Origin of the sequence: Lysinibacillus sp. NPDC058147 (assembly GCF_042884205.1) — a bacterium.
GTDB lineage: Bacteria > Bacillota > Bacilli > Bacillales_A > Planococcaceae > Lysinibacillus.
Genome location: NZ_JBHVUJ010000016.1, coordinates 25750 through 48769, shown reverse-complemented (window position 1 = coordinate 48769; position 23020 = coordinate 25750). Strand labels below are relative to the sequence as shown.

General features: G+C 36.8%; 19 protein-coding genes. 9 read left to right on the top strand and 10 right to left on the bottom strand.

Translation table 11 applies throughout. The features are described from left to right. Nucleotides 1–433 precede the first annotated feature (433 nt). On the top strand, nt 434–844 hold the full coding sequence (locus ACFVT8_RS24020) for a hypothetical protein (RefSeq protein WP_387086220.1): 411 nt from the start codon (nt 434–436) through the stop codon (nt 842–844). 62 nt (nt 845–906) lie between these two features. On the opposite strand, the gene ACFVT8_RS24015 is transcribed toward ACFVT8_RS24020, so the two are convergent. Further along, entirely contained in the window at nt 907–2586 is a 1680-nt protein-coding gene (locus ACFVT8_RS24015; RefSeq protein WP_387086217.1) for a hypothetical protein, read from the bottom strand. A gap of 163 nt (nt 2587–2749) precedes the next feature. Between ACFVT8_RS24015 and ACFVT8_RS24010 the strand changes: the two genes are divergently transcribed. The 3 genes from ACFVT8_RS24010 to ACFVT8_RS24000 all read left to right on the top strand — a co-directional run bounded on the left by ACFVT8_RS24010 (nt 2750) and on the right by ACFVT8_RS24000 (nt 5848). Next, nucleotides 2750–3400 (top strand): lysoplasmalogenase, encoded by a 651-nt coding sequence (locus ACFVT8_RS24010; RefSeq protein WP_387086214.1) that lies wholly within the window; start codon nt 2750–2752, stop codon nt 3398–3400. Between the two features lie 165 nt (nt 3401–3565). Further along, entirely contained in the window at nt 3566–4795 is a 1230-nt protein-coding gene (pepT, locus tag ACFVT8_RS24005) for a peptidase T (RefSeq protein ID WP_387086211.1), read from the top strand. 90 nt (nt 4796–4885) lie between these two features. Further along, complete coding sequence (locus tag ACFVT8_RS24000; protein ID WP_387086208.1) at nt 4886–5848, top strand: DMT family transporter; 963 nt, start codon at nt 4886–4888, stop codon at nt 5846–5848. Nucleotides 5849–5916: 68 nt separating this feature from the next. Here the strand turns inward: ACFVT8_RS24000 and ACFVT8_RS23995 are convergent, their stop codons facing one another. Beyond that, nucleotides 5917–6405, bottom strand: a complete 489-nt coding sequence (locus ACFVT8_RS23995) for a GNAT family N-acetyltransferase (protein WP_387086205.1) — start codon at nt 6403–6405, stop codon at nt 5917–5919. Between the two features lie 440 nt (nt 6406–6845). Further along, nucleotides 6846–7277: a DUF4395 domain-containing protein gene (locus ACFVT8_RS23990; RefSeq protein ID WP_387086202.1), complete on the bottom strand. Its 432-nt coding sequence runs from the start codon at nt 7275–7277 to the stop codon at nt 6846–6848. 119 nt (nt 7278–7396) lie between these two features. Between ACFVT8_RS23990 and ACFVT8_RS23985 the strand changes: the two genes are divergently transcribed. The 4 genes from ACFVT8_RS23985 (at nt 7397) to ACFVT8_RS23970 (ending at nt 9933) form a co-directional block, all read left to right on the top strand. Further along, on the top strand, nt 7397–8104 hold the full coding sequence (locus ACFVT8_RS23985; protein ID WP_308221943.1) for a Fe-S oxidoreductase: 708 nt from the start codon (nt 7397–7399) through the stop codon (nt 8102–8104). Between the two features lie 175 nt (nt 8105–8279). Then, entirely contained in the window at nt 8280–8771 is a 492-nt protein-coding gene (locus ACFVT8_RS23980; RefSeq protein ID WP_387086198.1) for an RNA polymerase sigma factor, read from the top strand. 5 nt (nt 8772–8776) lie between these two features. Further along, the gene (locus ACFVT8_RS23975) at nt 8777–9262 is read left to right on the top strand and encodes a hypothetical protein (protein ID WP_349661803.1); all 486 of its coding nucleotides are present in this window, start codon (nt 8777–8779) and stop codon (nt 9260–9262) included. A gap of 23 nt (nt 9263–9285) precedes the next feature. Further along, the gene (locus ACFVT8_RS23970) at nt 9286–9933 is read left to right on the top strand and encodes a hypothetical protein (protein WP_387086229.1); all 648 of its coding nucleotides are present in this window, start codon (nt 9286–9288) and stop codon (nt 9931–9933) included. Nucleotides 9934–10471: 538 nt separating this feature from the next. Here the strand turns inward: ACFVT8_RS23970 and ACFVT8_RS23965 are convergent. Together ACFVT8_RS23965 and ACFVT8_RS23960 are read right to left on the bottom strand one after the other, a co-directional pair. Continuing rightward, a complete protein-coding gene (locus tag ACFVT8_RS23965; RefSeq protein WP_387086195.1) occupies nt 10472–11152 on the bottom strand; it encodes a GNAT family N-acetyltransferase in 681 nt (226 codons plus the stop codon). Between the two features lie 12 nt (nt 11153–11164). Beyond that, nucleotides 11165–12277: a mandelate racemase/muconate lactonizing enzyme family protein gene (locus ACFVT8_RS23960; protein ID WP_387086192.1), complete on the bottom strand. Its 1113-nt coding sequence runs from the start codon at nt 12275–12277 to the stop codon at nt 11165–11167. Between the two features lie 277 nt (nt 12278–12554). Here ACFVT8_RS23960 and ACFVT8_RS23955 point away from each other — a divergent pair, with 277 nt between their 5' ends. Then, nucleotides 12555–13796, top strand: coding sequence for a hypothetical protein (locus tag ACFVT8_RS23955; protein WP_387086189.1), 1242 nt, complete (start codon nt 12555–12557; stop codon nt 13794–13796). A 36-nt stretch (nt 13797–13832) separates the two neighbouring features. Here the strand turns inward: ACFVT8_RS23955 and nhaC are convergent, their stop codons facing one another. The 5 genes from nhaC to ACFVT8_RS23930 form a co-directional block, all read right to left on the bottom strand. After that, nucleotides 13833–15278: a Na+/H+ antiporter NhaC gene (gene nhaC, locus ACFVT8_RS23950; RefSeq protein ID WP_387086186.1), complete on the bottom strand. Its 1446-nt coding sequence runs from the start codon at nt 15276–15278 to the stop codon at nt 13833–13835. A 275-nt stretch (nt 15279–15553) separates the two neighbouring features. Continuing rightward, nucleotides 15554–16669: an amidohydrolase gene (locus ACFVT8_RS23945; RefSeq protein WP_387086183.1), complete on the bottom strand. Its 1116-nt coding sequence runs from the start codon at nt 16667–16669 to the stop codon at nt 15554–15556. Nucleotides 16670–16972: 303 nt separating this feature from the next. After that, nucleotides 16973–17116 carry a hypothetical protein gene (locus ACFVT8_RS23940; RefSeq protein ID WP_387086180.1) on the bottom strand — a complete coding sequence of 48 codons (144 nt, stop codon included), beginning with the start codon at nt 17114–17116 and terminating at the stop codon, nt 16973–16975. A 177-nt stretch (nt 17117–17293) separates the two neighbouring features. After that, nucleotides 17294–19918 (bottom strand): InlB B-repeat-containing protein, encoded by a 2625-nt coding sequence (locus ACFVT8_RS23935; protein WP_387086177.1) that lies wholly within the window; start codon nt 19916–19918, stop codon nt 17294–17296. 303 nt (nt 19919–20221) lie between these two features. Next, nucleotides 20222–22759 (bottom strand): InlB B-repeat-containing protein, encoded by a 2538-nt coding sequence (locus ACFVT8_RS23930; RefSeq protein WP_387086174.1) that lies wholly within the window; start codon nt 22757–22759, stop codon nt 20222–20224. Between the last annotated feature and the right edge of the window lie 261 nt (nt 22760–23020).

Genomic DNA, 23020 nt, shown 5'->3' with positions numbered 1-23020 from the left:
CTAAAAACTTTATTGATTACGTTTTGCTTGTTCAGTTTTCAAGGTTCATTTCGTTGCCGTTTCTTCAACAGCAACTTTTATATAATATCATGTCGAAAACTCTATGTCAACAACTAATTTAGTTATTTTTCAGTAGTTATCTTAACGACTTGTATAATATTACACCTGTATTTCAAAAAGGTCAATACTTTTTTAATAAAAATTTATACTTTTTCATTTCATTGAAAAGCTTCCTATTTAATTATTGAGCTACCGTTTTGATCAAACTTTATTCAATAGCTGATTAAATGAGAAAATACATTGTTTTTCACGTTTATAAGTAAGAGACTTTTTTGGCGGGAGAAGCTTAAATTAAACAAAAAGACTCTTTTCTTTTTAAAAAATTCCATTAATACTAATAGATGACCACTATGTGGGAAGGAGTTATGTATAAATGTCCTATGTCAATAAAGATCTTGCTCGTACTTTAGAACATCAACACAAGCGAAGTGTAAGAGGTTTATTTTTAAAAATTCAAGACTTAAATAATACTTGTACATTATTAAGAAAAAGAATCGAACCACAGATCGACTTAGCTGTTTATAAGAATGCTATTGATTATGTGAATCAATTCGTTTCCCATACTACCATCCTCAACTTAAAATTCATTACAAATACTCAAAATTTAGAGGTCGTTGTGTTACACGCACTTTTATTAGCGCATATATTAGAAAACGAAGACCATTCTGCTTTTGAATATGAACAACATTTACTTCAAGGGTACATTCATGAAATATTTGCGTTAAACGATCATGCAAAAGCACTTTATACTAATCACCAGGAAAAGATGCTTCACTATATATAATCTCAACCAACATAAAAAAGACGATCAAGTAGTACTATGCTACAAAGATCGTCTTTTTTCTTTTATTGTAATCCTTTAATAATCATTGATCGAACTGGTAAGAACTGCTCTCCCGTATCACCATAAGTGAGAATGACATCATCACCTTCTTGCAAATAAATTGCAAGTGGTTCTGTTTCAGAGCTTACCAAATAGTTTGCCCCGTTATTTAGTAAAAACGATACAACTGTATAGTCACCGAGACGTTCTTTGTATACGCGAAGCACTTTTCCACTTACATTTTTCTCTTCTGCATGTGAGCTTCCCTCAACTGTAGTTCCACCGCGACTTAAGGCTGTTTTATATAATTTCAGCGCTTCTTTAGGGGTTGCCGCATAAACTGATATTTCAGGGTTTGCCGCAGAAACGATGAAATAATTTTGTAAGAAACCATTTGAGTCAAGCACCGCTGTTAGCCAGCTAGCTTCACCGTAAAAGTTATACAATACCGGCATTTCTCCAGACCATTTTTTCTCTATAAACTTCTTCTCAATAATTTGCAAGTTACCTTGGGAATCCATATAAGAAGAGTCTAAGTTTCCAGTATAATAGGTTGCTTGGCCTGTTCGGGCATTTGTTAAGGAATAGCCTAGCATTGAATCGACACCTTCTTTAGGACTCGTAAAGTCAGTGAAATAATACATATCGCCCTTCGCGTCAAAAATCGGGCTAACATTTGCCTCTGTTCCTTCATCTGACGGAAGTTTTACGTCTTTCTTGCCAAACTTACTGTTCCAAAATCCGTGTACATAATTACCGAAATAACTATTTTGTAAGCTTACTGTCTCTGGAGAAACCGCTCCATCAATAAACTCTGGGACATCTTTCAACTTAATAACTTCTGATTTTCCTGTCAGCGCATCTACAAGCACGATCCCTTTTACATCGAAGCCATTACGTGCTGAAATAAATTCACCATATGAACGGATGTAGTATGGTTTACCATCATCATCTATTTCAAGTTGTACATCTCCGTAAAAAACAAGGAATGGATGTTGTAAACGTATATGACGCTCTAAATTTGAATTTAAATAAGCAGAAGGAACATACTTCATTTCCTGCTTAACAAATTTAGGATTGTCCGCCGAATCCGTTGCACTCATTATAAAGTAACCAGGAGTCGTCCCGCCGTTCATCCATTTAAAGAAACCTGAAAACTCTACTGGCGCTATATAAACATATTCACCATTTACTTTTTGAATTTGTAAACGCCCTAGCTCATAGTAACTCGTATTCGGTACTTGTCCGAACGCTTTTTTCATCTTATTACGAGCAAATTTAGGAGGAACACTAGCTGGCGTTTGTGTTTCATCGAATGGTTTAATTTCAACCTCTTCCTTCATCTCAGCTGATTTGAATTTTTCGTTAGAATTCCATAAAGGAGCTGATAATACATACACTGCAACACCTAAGCTAGCTAAAAATAAAACACCCTTTATTTTTCTTTCAATACCACTTGCAAGAAGTGCTCCGCCTAATGTTAGTAGAATAATAGCAGGCCAAAAAGCAAGCCAGTTCACATCCATTTTTGTCACATATACTGTTATACCAGTAGCTAAAAATCCTAGTATAAATACACCTATAAAGAAGAAGCCAATTACCTTTTTAGATCCACCATCTTCTCGTTTTTTCGTGATAATCGGTGTTAATAAAACACTCGCGATTAGTCCAATGACTGCCGAAGCTATTAATAGCTTAGTCATTTTATTCACCCTTTCTAAGCTTACTGTCCACTTATTTACGGCTACATACTAAAAAAGTTTCATACATAAGATGAGTGAGTACACTCTTGTTTATTTCCTTCACAAAAGAATAAAGGAAATTCTGACATAGATAAAGAATTTCAAAGAAAAGGAGATGAGAAATTTGTCTAAAAAAATTTTAATAGCATTTATTATTTTGTTTGGTCTTTATTATGTTTTTTTCCTGCCCCATATTGCAGAAAGCTTGATACTTATCTTTAAAGTTATTCCAATGCTTTTAATAATTATTTTAGCCGCTACACAAAGAAATTTAGGCATTAAAAAGTATCAACTACTGATCGTCATCGGACTTGTGTTTTGTATGGTCGGTGATTATACACTACAGTGGTTTCTAGTTGGGCTAACAAGCTTCTTAATCGGTCATATTTTTTATATCCTCGCCTTTTTTTCTACTAATGAACGACAAGTACCGACTTGGGCGAAGATTGTCTTACTCGTTTACGGGGCAAGTATGGCTGTGTGGATAGCAGGTACAGTGTTTTCATCAGGGGAAGTCGTGCTGGGTATCGCGGTAATTGCCTATATTTTGGTCATATTAACGATGGGTTGGACTGCGATTCGAACAGGTTCTACATTTGCAACGATTGGAGCTCTGCTATTTATTTCATCAGATTCCTATTTATCTATTAATAAATTTGTTACGCCCTTACCATTTTCACACGAGATTATTATGTTGACATATTACGGTGCTCAAATACTAATTGCCTTAAGTATTTCTCAATATTCCGAAATCCGAAGTAAAGTGTTACAATAATATCAATTATGCCTCGGGCATAATTGCGTCCGGAATCGGCTTTGTGCTTGCACAAAGAACTTCTTTTCCGATTCTGTGACATCCGCCGGAGGCTTTAACTTCTTTCAGTGAGTGTTTGCGCACCCGCTAAAAGAAGTTAGAAATATACATTAGGAGGCCATACTTATGAAAGAACAAGTAATCGAGCGTTTAATTCGTTATGCAAAAATTGATACACAATCTGATTTCACAAGCGAAACAACTCCTTCAACACAAAAACAATTTGACTTATTGCATGTCCTAAAAGATGAACTTGCTGCAGTAGGCTTAACTGACATTACATTAGATGAAAATGGTTATTTATTTGCAACACTCGAAGCAAATACAGATAAAGAAGTGCCTACTATTGGTTTTTTAGCACATGTGGACACTACAACAGACTTCACTGGCACAAACGTTAATCCACAGCGCATTGACAACTATGATGGCGGAGTTATCCAACTCAATGAAAATCTAGCGATGTCGCCAACAGATTTTCCTGAGCTTAAAAATTATGTAGGTCAAACGTTAATTACAACGGACGGTACGACATTATTAGGCGCTGACGATAAAGCTGGTATCGCAGAAATTATGACGGCTATGGAATACCTAATAAAAAACCCTTCTATTAAACACGGTAAATTGCGTGTAGCGTTTACACCTGATGAAGAAATTGGCCGCGGTCCTCATAAATTCGATGTGGCTGCCTTTGGAGCAGACTATGCTTATACGATGGATGGAGGACCACTTGGCGAGTTACAGTACGAAAGCTTTAATGCTGCAGGCGTAAAGGTTGTGACAAAAGGTACGAGTGTACACCCTGGTTCTGCGAAAAATAAAATGGTCAATGCCATCACAATGGCGATCGCCTTCCAAAATGAAATGCCTACCGATGAAGTACCAGAAAAAACGGATGGTTATGAGGGCTTTATTCACTTAATGGGCTTTAACGGAGCAATCGAGCATACTGAGCTTTCTTATATCGTCCGAGACCATGACCGTCAAAAATTCGAGGCAAAAAAACATTTAATGCTTGCTGCTGCAGCAAAAATTAAAGCCCACTATGGCGAGGATGCTTTAAACATTACAATTGAAGATCAATACTATAATATGGGCGAAAAAATTGAGCCTGTTAAAGAAATCGTCGACATTGCACGCATAGCAATGGAAAAATTAGATATTACTCCAATTACATTACCAATCCGTGGCGGTACTGATGGATCACAGCTTTCTTACATGGGCTTACCAACACCAAATATTTTTGCAGGTGGCGAAAATATGCACGGTAAATTCGAATATGTATCTGGCGAAACGATGGAGAAAGCTACACAAGTGATTATTGAAATCGTACAGCTTTTTGAACAACAAGGAAAATAGTTACGAAGAAGGGTTTATCCCTTCTTCGTAACTTTTCCAAAAACAATGACTGAATTTTCGAATTACATAAAGGGCTTTGAGGTGACTTTAATGAAAGAAATTGCATTAGGCATTTTAGCCTCACTTTTTTTTGCTGTTACATTTATATTAAATCATGCAATGGAAATGCAAGGTGGTAGCTGGCTATGGAGTGCATCGCTGCGCTATTTCTTTATGCTACCGTTTTTACTTGTGATCGTCTTCTATCGAAAAGGCTTTTCCCAACTATCAGGTGAAATGAAAGCACAACCTATCGCTTGGCTACTTTGGAGCTTTATCGGATTCGTATTGTTCTATGCACCACTGACATTTGCAGCAGCATTCGGTCCAGGTTGGCTTGTTTCCGGAACATGGCAATTGACAATTGTCGCTGGCGTATTACTAGCTCCTCTATTTGTTTCAGTAGTAGCTGGGAAAACTGTACGTCAAAAAATACCCCTTGTTTCATTACTCATTTCATGTGTCATTTTAGTCGGCATTTTACTTATTCAAATACCACAGGCACAATCTGTTCCACTTAAAAGTTTAATGCTAGGCATTTTACCTGTTGTCATCGCTGCATTTGCCTACCCTCTTGGTAACCGCAAAATGATGGAAATCTGTGGTGGACGAATCGATACATATCAACGAGTTCTCGGAATGACCATCGCCTCGATGCCTGCATGGATTATTCTAGCCATTTATGCATTGGCAACTGTCGGGCCTCCTTCCATGAACCAAGTGATACAATCGTTGCTTGTAGGCATAAGCTCTGGTGTCATCGCCACAACTTTATTTTTCATTGCAACTGACCGTGTTCACGATCATCAAGGCAAGCTCGCAGCTGTTGAAGCAACACAATCGACTGAAATACTCTTTGTCATTATTGGTGAAGTATTATTACTCGGTATTGCATTCCCAAATCCAATTGCGCTTGCAGGCCTAGGTGTCATTATTGTTGGCATGTTGCTACACAGCTACTATACGATGCTACTAGGGAAAAAAAGTGCTGTTCATAGCAACCCTACGCAGTAATTTTAAAGAAAAAAATGTACATTACTAAATTCACTTTTAGTAGTGTACATTTTTTATTCTAGAGAGCACTATAATTTGTAAATCATTGTTTTAGAAGTGCCTACTACTTCATAATCTTGAAAGCCAAGTTTGTTATAAATATTAATGGCCGAACTATTTTCAAGGTCTACACTAAGTGAAATGGTATTGTATCCTTCATCCTGCGCTTGTTGAATTATTTTACGCATCAGTAAGGTTCCCAACCCTTTTCCTCTTACATCTTTTGAAACAGCAATTCCTATTTCAGGAGTATTGCAATCAATATAACCATAGCTTTTATTATTTTCATCAAACAATCTGTACCAGACTGCACCAACAGTTTGATTTTCTGCATCAAAGGCAATCAAAACCGTATCTCCATTCCTCCCCCAACCTTCATGATATTTTCTTATGTGAGGGGAGTTTAGCAAAACCTCTTTCGATGGTTTATGCTCAGGAATAATTACAGATTCATATAACATTTCTTGAAAGAACTCAAACTCTTTTATATTACCTTCGAAATTTCTAATATAAAACATAAGATAATCACTCCTCCAATATTGTAGGTATATTATATATTAAATTGTAATTATTGGTATAATATAGAAAGCTACATTTTTTTTCAAACGCGCGTTATAATGATGAGTTTATTTTATAGGAATACTTTGCGGATATATCGGAACAATATTAACTTTTATCGGAACATTATCACGTTTTATCGGAACAATTTCAGTTTCAACCAAAAAAAGAGCGACTTAGCCATATAGGCATAAGTCGCTCTGAGATTTTCACGTTCCCAAAAAATGAGGGGGGTTTTAGGAGCGTTATCATGAACTAGCAAACTTCTGGAGAAAAGTAGCTAAAGTTCATCCTCTCTACACTGTATTGTAGAGGAGGAATAATCTTTATACGATAATGATAATCATTATCAATTAAAAAGTCAACATTAATCTGAAAATTTTTTTAAATATTTTAATGCTTACAATGCCTTCTTCAGCGAGCGACGGTATTGCCATTGCTTTAGCTGAAAATGTAGGAAACAGCCTATACAAAATCCTGCAATTGCTAACGAGGAAGCTACAGCAACCATTCCTGTAAAGACATAGCCAACCGCCTGCCATTTAAGCAAGTAACCTAAAATTCCACCTGCTAAACAAAAGCTAGCTATTCTAGAATTAAATTTTTGCTGTTGTGCATCCTCTGGTATATATGTAGATGGCGCCTTTTTTAGAAACAGCTTCCCTACTCGAATAATTGGATTAAAATTGCATAAAACACCTAATAAATTTGCTACTAAAGGAATTGCTAAAATCCAAAAAACGCCTGTTACCCACGTTAGCATGACACTTAAAAGAATTGTCCATTGATTGAGTCGAACGAGCGGCCTTGGAATTGAATGAGGCTGTGACATCACAAAACCTACCTTTCAGATATGTTTAATGTATTTTACTATATTGCATTCCATTTGTGAAGCAAAAATGATTAATTTATAATTGAAGTAACAGAAGACTGAAAGAAAAGGTGATCACAATGCCAGCATTAACGATGGATCAAGTTCGACAATTGAATTCCTATAGCATTTATACGACAGAACCAAAGCGGACATTATTTACATTAGCGGATATACATAAGGACTTTTATCATCCTGACTTTTTAAACCTAATGATGGGAATTACAGACGCAGCTACGGAAACAGCCGCTATTTCTCATTTTGCACGCCGTTACGGTATGTTTTTCGCTATGCAACTTTACATGCTTGCCGCCTATGACGAGGTATGGGACGGTAAACCAATCGAGCTTCGTTTTGATGCAGCAAAAGAGTTCGACAGTTTTACAGTCGCAATGTTTGTGAACCCAAACGATTGGCGTTATGTCGATGAGGATGAACGTCAAGCAGTTATTGAGAAGATCCTCTACGATGGGCATGTTATCGTTCAACAACTTCGTAAAGTAACATCTATTTCCCCTCTCACTATTTGGGAGAATTTCTTTGGATATCTACTTTGGCACTATCATATATTGCTTTCTAACCCCGGCCTAGCCGATCAGGCAATGGAGGATATTGAAGCTTTAGAGGACCCTAAAACATGGGCACGTTTCTCCAACAAATCTTGGTGGGCACAATATACAGGCGGTCAAAGCCCTACTAATTTAGTGAACGTTCCTGTACGAAAATCATGTTGTTTTTCTAAAGACATCCCTGGTTTAATGGCTTGTGGCTTTTGTCCGATGAAATAAAAAAGTCTTACCTCTCACATTAAAAGGATCCAGTTTGATCAATCTTTTATTCAAACTGGATTCTTTTTATTTTTCCGCTAGCTAATATTAACTTTTTTACTATTACTAAAAAAAATTAAAACTTTTTCCAATCTGAGTCGTCTCTTTAGTGCGCGATATATTACGGAGGATAAAAATGATTAATCAAAATCCATTTGAGGTGATTGAAGAGATTTACGAGGAACATTACACATATTTGCGGAATTTTTTAATTGGATTAACTAAAAGTTATGACGTAGCGGATGACATCATCCAAGAGTTATTTGCAAAAATCTTAACAGATCCATTAAAAATTCAAGAAGTTACTTATATGAAAAGTTGGTTAGTAAAGGTAGCTAAAAATACACTTCTCGATCATTACAAAAAAAGAAAACCCGAGCTGTTTCATGATGAAAGTGTAATTGAAAACTTATTAATTGATAATCAAACACCCGAATCAAAGGCAATCATAAATTCTCAAATTATAACTACATTAGGTTATTTATCGACGAGTGATAAGGCCATTTTTTTAGCAAAGTTTCATTATGGTTATGATTACCAAGAAATAAGTGCACTTTTGAATATACCTATCCCTACATTAAAGTCCAAAATATTTAGGATGAGAAAGCAGATGGCTAGAAAGAGGTGAAAAAGATGGAGGATTCCCAAAAGATTCATATTCTTTCGCGGGAGTTAATCTCTGTATTTGATGAGTTAGAACAAGAAACTAAAGAAGTAGTTTTGGAACATATCCAAGACTGCAATGAGTGTAGGCAATTATTTAATGAATTAGCTGAGGGAAATTATCCGATGTTAGAATTAAGTGAAGAAGTAGAAATAAAGCCATTGAAGAAATTAGTTCAGTTTAATCACGGCCTTAAATGGTTATTCATTTCCATTAGAGCTCTCATTTTATTTTATATCCTATATTCTTCTTTTCATTTTTACAACTGGGAACTGTCTGCTGATGCGGCCATTGAATATATCAAAAGTGCCACTTTCATGTTCTATTTCCCAGCAGCTATTTTTTTATCAGTATTCACGATGACCTTTTTTACCAAAAGATGGGTTATACTCTCGATTCTTTTTGATTTAGGGGTCATATTTTTTTTAGACACACTGATATCGATTTTCTATTAATACATGGGGTGAACGAATTGGGAATGATAGTTTTAGTTGGTTTCATTTTAGGGGCAAGTATTTTCCTTTTTACTTTAATAGCTTTGAAAAAAACAGGAAAGTTCTACTTGGCTCCAATTGTGACATTTTTAATTGCTGTGCTTACTGTCCTATACGGATTGTTCAAAGTGGGAGGCTTTGAAGGGATGGGCTTTGGAATTATTGGAGTAGGCATTTTGACAGCTGCCATGGGCGGGACGTTGTTACTCCCTTTCATAAAAGGTATAAAACAGTCTGAATTTAACAAAGTGGATAAATCAATCTTATTGATAGTCCCAGTCTTTATTTTTGCTATTATTGGTTGGACGATTACTTCAAATAAAGGTTATTGGGTCAATGAAGAAGGCCTTATAGAGGCGGGTAACGATACTTCCTCCTACTACGAAGTATCTACGATTTCTGAAGGAATGAAACAAATCCATATTCAATTAGGCGAGAAATATGAAGGAAAGCATCTGGAAGTAAAAGATGTAAAGACCTTAGGGAACACTGAAATTACAGTTAAAGTTGTCGATAAGGGAAATGCAAAAGAGGGGCTCCCATTTATAGAGATAGGTCTAGAAAAAATTGTTGAGCCGCTAGTGGTCCAAACAACTGATGGAGAAATAATCAATTTTAAATCTAATAACTAAAAAACTACTTTAATGTAGTATAGTTAAATACCCTATCTCGAAAACTAATCAACTATATTTTTAACCCCGGCCTAATTCAGAACGGGGTTGTGTTTGTTTGAGCCTTTAAAATTAAATAACTATATTGTTATTTTACATGGCTTTGTTTGTTTATCATGGCTATAAGACTATTTTGGATCAGCTTGTCACTCATACTAGTGATGAGGAGCTGTTGATTTTTCACGGAGAGTGGCGACTCCTGCGGGGTTAACTTGCGCTGAAAGCCATGCAGGAACGTAGTGACGAGGATAATCAATTATGCTTCGGCATAATTGCGTCCGGAATCGGCTTTGTGCTGGCACAAAGAGCTCCTTTCCGATTATGTGACATCCGCCGGAGGCTGTAACTTCTTTCAGCAGGTGTTTGGACACGTGTTGAAAGAAGTTACAGCCAAGCCCGCGGATAGCGCCAACTCGGAGTAAAAATCAACCACTGTTTATTGATACACCTTAATTTATATATTTTTCTTTAGCCTACAAGGTAAGGCTTTTTCTGTTATTTATTTTTCATAAACGACGAACCAATCATTTTGATCCTCATACATAGAAGTACCTGTATAGCCCTGCTTTAAAAGCTGTTGCTGCCCAATTGTATCCCCCATCGAGATCGACTTCTTTTCTGTAAAGATTGGTAGCTCTTGTCGCAAGTCCTTATAGAAAATATATCGTAGCTTATCTACATACTTAATCTTTAATCCCTTTACGACTAATCCTTGAGAAAATTTGTCTTTTAAACTAGGAATATTATATGGCTTGACCGTTGAGCATACATAATCATATTTTGCTAAATCGATATGACTCATGACAATTTGGGCTAATGTTTTTTGTAATCCATAGCCACGATATGCTGGTGAGACATTCGATATTTCTTGATATAAAACTTTATGAAATTCATCTTCAGCAAGCCCACAATCATAGCCAAGATGCTCCTCGTCAACAGGTGGGTTCAATAGTGCGCGAAAGGCAATTAACTCATTCTCTACGTAAGCACCTATCATCATGCCATTGCCTCTTAAAATATAGTCAAATTCTTCAGTGCTTAATGGCTGTAATATACTTTGGTCTGCTAATGATTTGTAGACCTCAAGCTGTAATTTTTCAATTTCTTGCAAATGCTGAAGATTTAATGTTGTAACAAAAAACGGCGTTTCCCCAAGCATGCCTTCAAAAATTTTTCCCATTTCGCCGCCTCCTTAGGCTGTTACAATTGTTGAGAACTTACATAATTCTTTAAGGATCTCTTCATCTACGTCTACACCTAATCCTGGTTTTTCATTTAAACAGATAAATGGCACATCATAGTGTAAGTTTCCGACATCTTTAGAGAATTTTAATGGACCTGTTAATTCTACACTTGTCATTATTTTTTTAGAGAATGCTACATGGAAGCCAGCTGCTGAACCAACTGAAGATTCTACCATTGAACCGATTTGACATTCAATGCCTGCCATTTCAGCCATAACTGCTAGTTTCATAGCAGGATAAATTCCACCGCATTTCATTAATTTAATATTAACTTTATCTGCTGCACGCTTTGCAATAATTTCACGCATTTCACGTACCCCTCGAAGTCCTTCATCAATCATTAATGGTACATCTGATTTTGACTTCACTTCTACCATTCCATCAATATCTTCACTATCTACTGGTTGCTCTAACCAATCGATATTTAGATCCTTTAGTGCACGTAAACCTTGTAATGTAGTTGACGCATTGCCCCATCCTTGATTTACATCTACACGAATTGCAATATCTTCACCAACACGTTCACGTACCGCTTTGATACGAGCAACATCACGAGCTACCTCTGTCCCTACCTTCATTTTAAATGATCGATAGCCCATCTCCACACGGTTAGCCGCCTCTTCGGCCATTGCCTCAGGTGCTCCAATGCTCAGTACATGTGTAATAGGAAATTTCTCATGATAACGTCCACCTAGTAGCTGGTACACCGGAACCTGTAACGCTTTACCTACAATATCGAAACAAGCGATGTCAATCGCCGCTTTCGCTGCCGGCACATCCTTCACAGCTTTGTTCAATTTATCGTGAAGTTTTTCAAAGGCCATCGGATTTTCCCCAATGATCGCAGGAGCAAGCTGATTCTTTAATACAGCATATGTGCTCTCCCATGTCTCCCCTGTTACGTGCTCATCTGGTACTGCTTCACCGTAGCCTACAATACCTGTGTCCGTCGTAACCTTCAAAATGATAGAAGGCATCGTATCATATGTAGCATAACTGATGATAAATGGATCAATAAGTGGTAAATGAATTGCAAAAATCTCTACTTGTTGGATTTTCATTTTTATCACTCTCCTGTATAATATAATTGTCGCTAATACGTCGCTAATTATTAATCAATTATGCCTCGGCATAATTGCGTCTGGAATCGGCTTTGTGCTTGGGCCTGCAGGATGCAGGTCAGTTAGCCGTTATCGCATGTATGCGATGATTTTAGGCTAACATCCTATGTGAACTCTTTTCCGATTCCATGACATCCGCCGGAGGCTTTAATTTATTTCAGCAGATGTTTGAACATCTGCTGAAATAAATTAAAAAATATAGAAAGGAACATTGCCTATGTCTACTAAAATAGCGGTTATCTGCTCTAAAGCATTTATGAAGCGTATAAACAGTATCGCACAAAACATAGAGAATATTCAAATAGATTTTTATCTTTACAATCAACCTACAGAGGCACCCGTTTTGTTAAAGGAAATGAAGCCATGTGATGCACTCTTATTTGGAGGAACGCTACCCTATTTGCATGCCCAATCTGCACTGTCAGAACTACCAATACCTTGGAATTATATAAAACAAGATGAGACGGCCATTTCTACAACTTTGTTATCGCTTATAGCTAATCATGCAGTACCTTTAAATAGAATTTCCATTGATGTTATGAATCCTGCTATTGTAGAAAACGTCCTAACAGAAATAGAGTATTCTGGTCCAAAACCATATATTCAGCCTATTTCTATCACAAAACCTACTCAAGCTATATTGCAGCATCATATAGCTTTATGGGAAGCCAACAGCATTGACTTTATCATAACAAGTATTCATAGTGTGTTTGATGAGTTACAAACTCTTCAAATACCGGCTATGCGCATGTTAGATGCAACTAATTCTATTATTCAATACTTAGAGGAAACGAAATCCCAATCACTTCTTACAAAATCCGAGTCGGTAAAAGCCGTTGTCGGACTATTAGAAGCTCCTAAAGATAAACTTATAGACTATAACATGTTAAGGCAAATCACGGCAGCTACACATTCAACTTATAAAGAAATTTCACCGTACTCTTTTGAGCTATATACGACAGCTGGGCATTTGCAAAGGGCACTCGAAAAAGAGACCTTACAGAGCTTATTACAACAAACCGATAAGTCATTTAAGCTAGCATTTGGTTATGGTCATTCAATATTTGAGGCAAATCAAAATGCTAAGAATGCATTAACATTTGCTAAACCTTGTGAAATTTATATACTAGATGAACATAAAAATTTGCTAGGTCCATTCCCTAAATCGACAGTAAGACTAGCTTTAAAAACAGATGATCCCTACGTTTTACAAATGGCAAAGCAAACAAGCTTAAGTCCATTAAATATTTCCAAAATCATTCATTTTAGCCGAGAGCGACAATCAGCTCAATTTACATCCCATAATCTTGCGGAATACTTACAGGTTACACGCCGCACAACAGAGCGCATTATTAAAAAATTAGTGGATAACGGCTATGCTAAAGTAGTTGGTGAAGAAATGACTCACCAACAAGGCCGCCCTCGTACAATATATGAATTGAACTTTGCAACCTATTAAGAGCAATTATGCCTCAGCATAATTGCTCTTCCAGATTTAGTCAGCCATGACCATTTCAGCATCATTTATTTCTTGCTCTTTTTTACGCTTCTCTGCTTCTTCCATTTCTTCAGGTGTCAGCTTAACAATCGCAAATCCGATATATGCATAAAAAATTGAAATAATAGGTACTAGGAAATTAATAATGGCATATGGCGCATAGTCCATGGCACCTACACCTAATGTTGCTAAAATAAAGACTCCACAAGTATTCCATGGGAAGAATACAGAAGTTAGTGTTCCCCCATCTTCTAACGCACGAGATAAATTTTTCGAATGCAAGCCACGCTCTCTATACACATTCGCAAACATACGTGATGGAACAACAATTGAAATATACTGCTCAGAACATGTAGCATTTGTTGTAATACATGCAGCAATCGTTGAAGCAACTAAGCTTCCTGTTGATTTAGCAAATTTTATAATGACATTCATAAGTGCTTTTAACATGCCGGAATATTCTAACACCCCGCCGAATGTCATAGCCACAATTGTCATTGAAACCGTATTCATCATCGAATCTAACCCACCACGGTTAAATAGATTGTCCACCATGTCATTGCCAGTTGAAATCACAAATCCTTCTTGTAAAGCATGAACAGCCATTGTAGGTGTGCCGCCTTGTACGAAGATTTGTAGTAAGAATCCTGAGATTATTCCGATAATTAAAGCTGGAATTGCAGGTACTTTTTTCGCTACCAATACAATTACACCAACTGGTACAAGTAATAACCAAGGAGAAATAACGAAACTTTCCTCCATTACTTTTAATGTTGTTAAAATGCTTTCTGATTTCATTGAGATATCCGCAAAGCTTCTGCCCATAATTCCAAATACAACAATTGCAATGACTAAAGCCGGAATTGTCGTATAAAGCATATGCTTAATATGATCAAATAAGTCTGTGCCTGTTAAACCTGCAGCAAGATTAGTAGTATCCGATAATGGCGACATCTTATCACCAAAGTATGAACCTGAAATAACTGCTCCAGCAATCATTGCTGCAGGAATCCCCATACTTAAACCAATACCCATACCAGCAACACCGATTGTTGCCATCGTCGACCACGAGCTACCAATCGCCAGTGAAACGATTGCACATAACAGCATTATTGTTACTAAAAACCAAGCTGGAGAAATTAATTTCAAACCAAAATATATCATTGTTGCGACAACACCGCCGCCAATCCATGCGCCAATTGTCAAACCTACTAAAATAATAATAACAATAGCTGGTAAAGCTAGACGTATCCCCTTATACATCATTTCCTCAATTTCTATCCACTTAAATCCATGCATTTTAGCAACTATGGCTGCTACAGTTGTTCCTACAATAAGTGGTACGTGAGGACTTTGTTTTAACACAACTACTGTAATTAGCATAGCTATTATCATTATTACAAAAGTCAGAAGTGCCCAACCAGCATTAATATCCTTTTTCATATAATCCCATCCCCTTTTTTGCACCAGTTGCCATTCTCGGTTGTCAAAGACGCAAATATTTTTATATGTTTTTTAGCATAATATTCGAAAAATTAAAAGTCAACGCAAAAAATTTATGCTTCTCGAGCGATTTCGATTATTTTTGCGCATAAAAACGTTTTCAAATAGCTATTAAAGACAATGCAAAATATTCATACATTTCGACAAAAAAGAAAAGAAAAAGGAACTATATCAAAAGAATTTTGCACTTTTGATATAGCTCCCACTCGCTATCGTTATTCGTATTCAGGTTTTTTTTCTAACACACAAGAAAGTACTTTTGCAGCATCTATTAATGCACTTCGTTCAAAAGTCATTTTTGGATGATGTAATCCTGGAGTTAAGTTAGCTCCAATTCCAACCATTGTTGCTTTTAATTCAGGTTTTTTAACTGTGTAAAAATGGAAATCATCACTTCCAGGCGTTGTAATTTCTCCTGCTAAATGCTCTTCCCCAAGTGTTTCAATAATTGCGTCTTTAGCCATCCGTGCAGCAACTGAAGAAACCTCCGCACCAGGTGTGAAATCTAACCATTTCCAATCCATATCAATCTCAAACTGTTGCTGGATTGATGTTAAGCCAAACTCAATACGACTACGAAGTAATTCAAGTTGGCTATTACGTTGCGCCCTAATATCCATTGAGAAGCTCGCAGTTCCTGGAATAATATTCGTACTACCACCATCTGCAACAATCTTCGTTAACTTTGCCGAATGAGGTTCGAAAGGTGATAAATGTATGCTGTGGAGCATTTGTTGTACGGCCATAATAACATCGATTGCATTTTTCCCTTGATGAGGTCTAGCACCATGGGCATCAGTTCCTCGTATTGTTCCTTCTAAAAAATAAGCCGCTCCGTGATGGATAGCAGGTGATACCTTGCCAAGTGGAAGCTCTTCAATTGGTCTTAAATGAACGCCAAATAAATGCGATACGCCATCAACAGCTCCACGCTCAAAGGCTGCACAAGCTCCATTCCCAAGTTCTTCAGCAGGCTGAAAAATAAAACGAACACGATGTCGCAATGGTCGATCTTTCAGTAGTAATAAAGCGCCAAGTACCATCGTAATATTTGCATCATGCCCACATGAGTGGTTTGCTTGCCATTCCCCATCCACTTCCTGCCATAAAGCATCTATATCTGCACGTACAGCAACAATTTCATCACCTGTACCAATTTCAGCAATTAACCCTGGAACATCTCCTAACAAACGATAGGATACGTTTAACTCATCTAAAATAGACGCAATTTTTTTAGTAGTTTCGAATTCCTTCCAGCTTACCTCTGGGTATTTATGAAAATGTTCAAACCATTGGTAAATTGTTTCTTCTAATATTACAGGATTTGACATACCTACACCTCTATACGCATTTTTGTTTCCCATTATACAGGAAACTAATTCATAAAAAAAAGAGGACAATGACCATAACGTGTGGGTTGATTTACGTTCCGACCGGGCGCTTTCCTGGGGGCGTCCGATGAGCTGCTTCGCTGCAGGGTCTCATCTATGACGCTATTTCCCAAAGAGTCGCCCAGTCGGAACGGAAATGAATCACACGCTATGGTGACAATCCAAAAATGATTAATATATGTAAAAAAACAAAGGACTGTGTTAAAAGTTATTTCCACCTTTAGCACAGCCCTCAAATATTTATTATAAACTTGTAAAAAAACCTTCAGGATATTCTTCATAATGTACCATCGTTAGTTGCTCCTCATTTTTTTCCTCTTCCATGTTAAGCTCAATTTCCTGATCCATTAGATATGTTTCAAATTTCGAGTTCAACAACTTTTTCATTTAATCACCTCCTTTTTATTTGATTGAATTTTCTGATAAAAGAATTATACAATGACCTTTGTTAAAAAAGCAATAAACGATGCTCATTATGCATAAAAAGTATAAAAACAATCTACTTTTTAGATTAAATTTTGGAGAGATGTATCAAATTACGATACATCTCTCATTTAGTAAAACTTATAAACCAAGCGCTCGGTACATGAACGCCGTAAATTGTGCACGTGTTAAGTTTTCATTCGGTCTAAAATTACCATTTTCATCGCCTAGCGCAATATTATGGTCTGCAAGAGCCGCAATATAGCCACTCGCCCAGTGCGATGGATCGACATCTTTGAACGTACTATTGCCTTCTGGCGTTAAGCCAAATGCAAGCACCATTATTTTCGCCATTTGAGCACGCGTAATATAAGCATTCGGACGGAAAGTTCCATTTGAACCGTCTATAATACCCGCTTGTTGGAGTAGTGTAATTTGTTGATAATAAGGATGGCTATGTGGGACATCCAAAAATGATACAGCTTCTTGGAGTGGTGTTAGAGGTAAGGCACGTTCAATCATAAGTACCACATGCTGACGTTGAATCATGTCATTTGGTCTGAAAGTGCCATCTGGGTAGCCTTTAATAATGCATCTACTAGCGATTTCTTCAACCATATCTTTTGCCCAGTTATTATCAATATCCTTGAACGTTGTTTGACATTCTTTACTCTCTTTATTCCATTTCGCATACAATGTTAGATTTTCTGTTACTGCATCTTTCGTAAAATCCCATGTTGTTGTTAGCTCTGCATCTTTAAACCAACCAGCAAATATGTGACCTTCCTTCGCTGGATTAGAAGGTGCTTTCAACAATTCTCTATATGACACTGTTTGGAATGAAACTTTACTTCCTCCATTGGAATCAAAAGTAACAGTATAACTTGGTGTACTTCCACCAGACCCTCCTTCTGAAGTATTATCCTTCGTCCATTTCGCATACAATGTGATATTCTCCACTACTCTATCTTTCGTGAAATCCCATGCCGTTGTATGCTCTACATCCTTATACCAATTAGCAAACGTATGCCCATCCTTTACAGGTGTAGCTGGGGATGGCAGTAATTCTCTTTCTACAACTTCTACAGCTGATACTTCACTTCCTCCGTTTGAATCAAAAGTGACGGTATAGCTTAGCTTTGAAGTTTCGTCCTTAGTCCATTTCGCATACAAAGTAATGTTTTTTGTCACTACCTCTTTTGCAAAATCCCATGCTTCTGACAGTTCTTCATCCTTATACCAACCAACAAACGTGTTCCCACCCTTTACGGGTGTAGCTGGGGATGGTAGTAATTCTCCTTCTACAACTTCTTTTGCTGATACTTCACTTCCTCCGTTTGAATTAAAAGTGACAGTATAGCTTAACTCTGAAGTTTCTTCCTTCGTCCATTTTGCATACAACGTAACATTTTTTGTCACTACGTCTTTTGCAAAATCCCACGCTTCTGACAGTTCTTTATCCTTATACCAGCCAGCAAATGCATACCCTGCCTTCGTTGGGACAGTTGGGGTTTTTACCTGTTCTCCTTCTTTCACTTCTTCTGATGCGACTTCACTTCCACCGTTTGAATCAAAAGTGATAGTATAGCTTGTCTCTGGAATTTCATCCTTCGTCCATTTCGCATACAAGGTAATGTTTTTTGTCACCACGTCTTTGGCAAAATCCCATGCTTCTGACAGTTCTTTATCCTTATACCAACCAGCAAACGTATGCCCGTCCTTTAAGGGTGTAGCTGGGGATGGTAGTAATTCCTTTTCTAAAACCACTTTCGCTGATACTTCACTTCCTCCATTTGAATCAAAATTAACATTGTAGTATAATTTTTTCCATTCTGAATAAATTGTCATCGGCTGCGATACAGATTCAGTCCACTTTATAGTCAAATTCGGATCTTCAAACCATCCTTTGAAGAAATCATTATCTTTAAATTGATAACTGAATGGACCTCCGGAATAGTCAGAATCTAATTGAGGTGTACCATGAAATATTACGAAATTCAATTTGTTTCTACTAAATGCACCAGTGCCAATTATCTTGACACTTGATGGGATTTCAACATCTGTTAATTGGTTAAACCCAAACGCACTCTCTTCAATTGTTGTAACGCTTGATGGAATATCTAAGCTTGTTAATTGATTAAGTTGAAATGCACGCATACCAATCGTTGTTACACTTGATGGGATCTCCACATTTTCTAATTTATTTCTACTAAATGCTTCCTCTCCTATAGTTGTAACGCTTGACGGGATATTTACATTTGTCAATTGATTACCGTAAAATGCAGCTTTGCTAATCGTTTTAATACTTGACGGGATTTCCACACTTGTTAATCTATTAGCACTAAATGCAGCATCTCCAATCGTTGTTACACTTGATGGGATCTCTACACTTGTTAAGTTATTAACAGAAAATGCATGATCTCCAATATTTTTAATACCTAATGGAATTTCTACATTTTCTAATAAATTATTATTAAACGCCTTAAAACCAATCGTTGTTACACTTGAAGGGATCTTTACACTTTTCAGAGACATATCAGAAAACGCAAATCCTCCTATTTCTACAACTGGTTTGCCTTTAATCTCACTGGGTATAACAATATCTTTCGATAAACCCTTATACCTCCAAATAGAAACACCTTTGTCCACGTCCATTGTGACATAATCCTCTTCACTATCGCTGTTCGCATAAACAGGCAGATTACTTAATGACAATTGGGGGAATATCAAAATTATACTAATTACTAGTAAACTTGTTTTTTTCATTTTGTAGTATCCTTTCAACAATTTGAAATAAATGGGTACCCATTAAATGGATACCCCGTATTAAGCAGGTATAAACTTTACTAAGATATTTTTTTGATAAATGAATACATTGAAGTTTTCAAACTAATCAAAATGAAAATTAGTGTAAAACCTATTATTTTTTTCACTTATTTAAAATAACAAAAGAGATGTATCAAATTTCGATACATCTCTCTTAGTGGTAATACTTAATAATCCAAGTAACCGGTATTGAGATTCCCCCAATAAAAATATTCATGGGTAAAAAACTTTCAATTCTTCTATTTATAAATCAAGCGCTCTATACATGAACGCCGTAAATTGTGCTCGTGTTAAGTTTTCATTCGGTCTAAAATTACCGTTTTCATCGCCTAGTGCAATGTTATGGTCTGCTAAAGCAGCAATATAGCCACTCGCCCAGTGTGATGGATCGACATCTTTGAACGTACTATTGCCTTCTGGCGTTAAGCCAAATGCAAGCACCAGTATTTTCGCCATTTGGGCACGTGTTATATAAGCGTTTGGTTGAAAAGCTCCGTTTGAACCATCCACGATACCCGCCTGTTGTAGTCGTGTAATTTGTTCATAATACACATGACTTTTAGGTACATCCGAAAATGATACAGCCTCTCGAATAGATGTTGGTTGTAATGCACGGTCAATCATAAGCACCACATGCTGACGCTGAGCCAAATCATTTGGTCGGAAAGTGCCATCTGGGTAACCATTAATAATGCATCGACTAGCAACTTCTTGAATCATATCTTTCGCCCAGTTATTGTCAATATCCTTAAAAGTAATGTCACAGCCAGTACTCTCCTGCATCCAACGAGCATATAACGTTAAGTCTTCTGTAACTACATCTTTTGCAAAATCCCATGCTTTTGTGAAGTCTTTATTTTTATACCAGCCGATAAATATATAGCCTTCCTTCGTTGGTTTAGAAGGGACTTTCACTAAAGCTTTATATGCTACTGTTTGCGAAGGAACTTTACTGCCTCCATCGGAATCAAACGTAACAATATAGCTACCTTCTGACACATTATCCTTTGTCCATTTCGCATATAATGTTATGTCTGCAGTTACTCTATCTTTCGCAAAGTCCCATACATTTTTAAGCTCTGCATCCTTAAACCAGCCAATAAATTGATGACCTTCTCTCACTGGAGTAGTCGAGGCTTTCACTAAATCGTTATAGCCCACCGTTTGTGACGGCACTTCACTTCCTCCATTAGAGTCAAAAGTGACTTTATAGCTTGGTGAACCTCCACCAGATCCTCCACCTGATGCGTTATCCTTTGTCCATTTCGCATATAACGTAACATTTTTTGTTACTACATCTTTTACAAAATCCCATTGTACTATCAATTCTTTGTCTTTATGCCAGCCGTCGAATGTATAGCCTTCCTTCTTTGGAGCAATTGGCGCTTTTACTAATTCACCTGGTCCTACAGATTGGGATGGAACTTCACTTCCGCCATTGGTATCAAAAGTAACGATATAGCTTATTTTCGACCATTTAGCATATAGCGTAATATCTTTCGTTACTACATCTCGATTGAAATTCCATGCTTCCGTAAGCCCTTTATCTTTATACCAACCTGCAAATGTGTACCCTTCTTTTACTGGAGTGGATGGGGCTTTTACTAACTCTCCAGCCCCTACTGATTGGGATGGAACTTTGCTTCCGCCATTGGTATCAAACGTGACTGTATAGCTTATTTTCTTCCATTTAGCATATAGTGTGATATCTTTTTTCACTACATCCTGATCGAAATCCCATAACTCTTTCAGTTCTTTATCCTTATACCAACCTTCAAATGCGTAGCCTTCTTTCACTGGATTCGAAGGAGCTTCCATTGTTTCGTTATATGGTACCAGTATCGATGAAACTTCACTTCCACCATTGGAATCAAAAGTGACAGCATAATGGCTCCACTTTGCATAAATTGTCATTGGTTGTACTACTGAGTAACTCCAATCTATTGTAAAATCCTCATCTTCAAACCAACCTAAAAACGTTCTTCCTTCCTTTTTTTGCCCTTCGAATGGAGAGTTTTTCTCAGACCACTTGAAATTATGTGTACCAGTAAACGTTACAAAATCAAGACTGTTATTATAAAAAGCATTACTTTTAATCTCTGTAACACTTTCTGGAATTTCTACACTTGTTATTGGATTTCCATTGAAAGCTGAATATCCTATTGATGTAACACCTGACGGAATCTCTACACTTGTTAACTTATTATTAGTAAATGCAAAATCCTTTATCGTTGTTACACTAGAGGGAATCTCTACGTTTGTTAATCGATTATTGTAAAATGCGCTCGGCTCTATCGTCGTAACGCCATCAGGAATTTTTACACTTGTTAATTGATTGTTATAAAACGCACTTTGCCCTATCGTTCGAACATTCGGTGGAATATCCACATTTGTTAATTTATTACTAGAAAATGCAAGTTCCCCAATCGTTATCACATTTGACGGAATCTTTACACTTACTAGGCTCTTACCAGAAAATGCACTATATCCTATTTCTATAACCGGCTTGCCCCCGAGTTCATCAGGAATATTAATATAATCCTTTGATATACCAAAATAATGCTTTGTTATAGCAACACCATCGCCAAGATCCTTTATTATAAAAGCATCTTCTGGTGGTGGTTTGTTATCATCATCCTTTAGAACATTTTCATCTTTTAAATTTCTCAATTGTACAAGATCAGTTTCATTGTTACTTGTCGCATAAACAGATAGATTACCCAATGATAATTGAGAAAATACTAAAAGTATGATCATTAAAAGTAAACTCGCTTTTTTCATTTCGAAATCTCCTTTCAACTCATCTAATATAATAAAAGTTAGGTACCTTTAAATGGTTGACCTTTATTACAGTTATCAACACTAACAATCCTCGCAAACACATGCAAATCAACTTTTTCTGGTTTTTGAACATATTTTGATAATCGATTTTATTGACAATTAAGCGCTAAGTTATTTATGAGCTTTTTATTCTACTTTCGTGTTTCAACTGCAAAATAAAAAGAACCTGCTCGTTCCTGTAGCTTGTAAGCGAAGCAAATT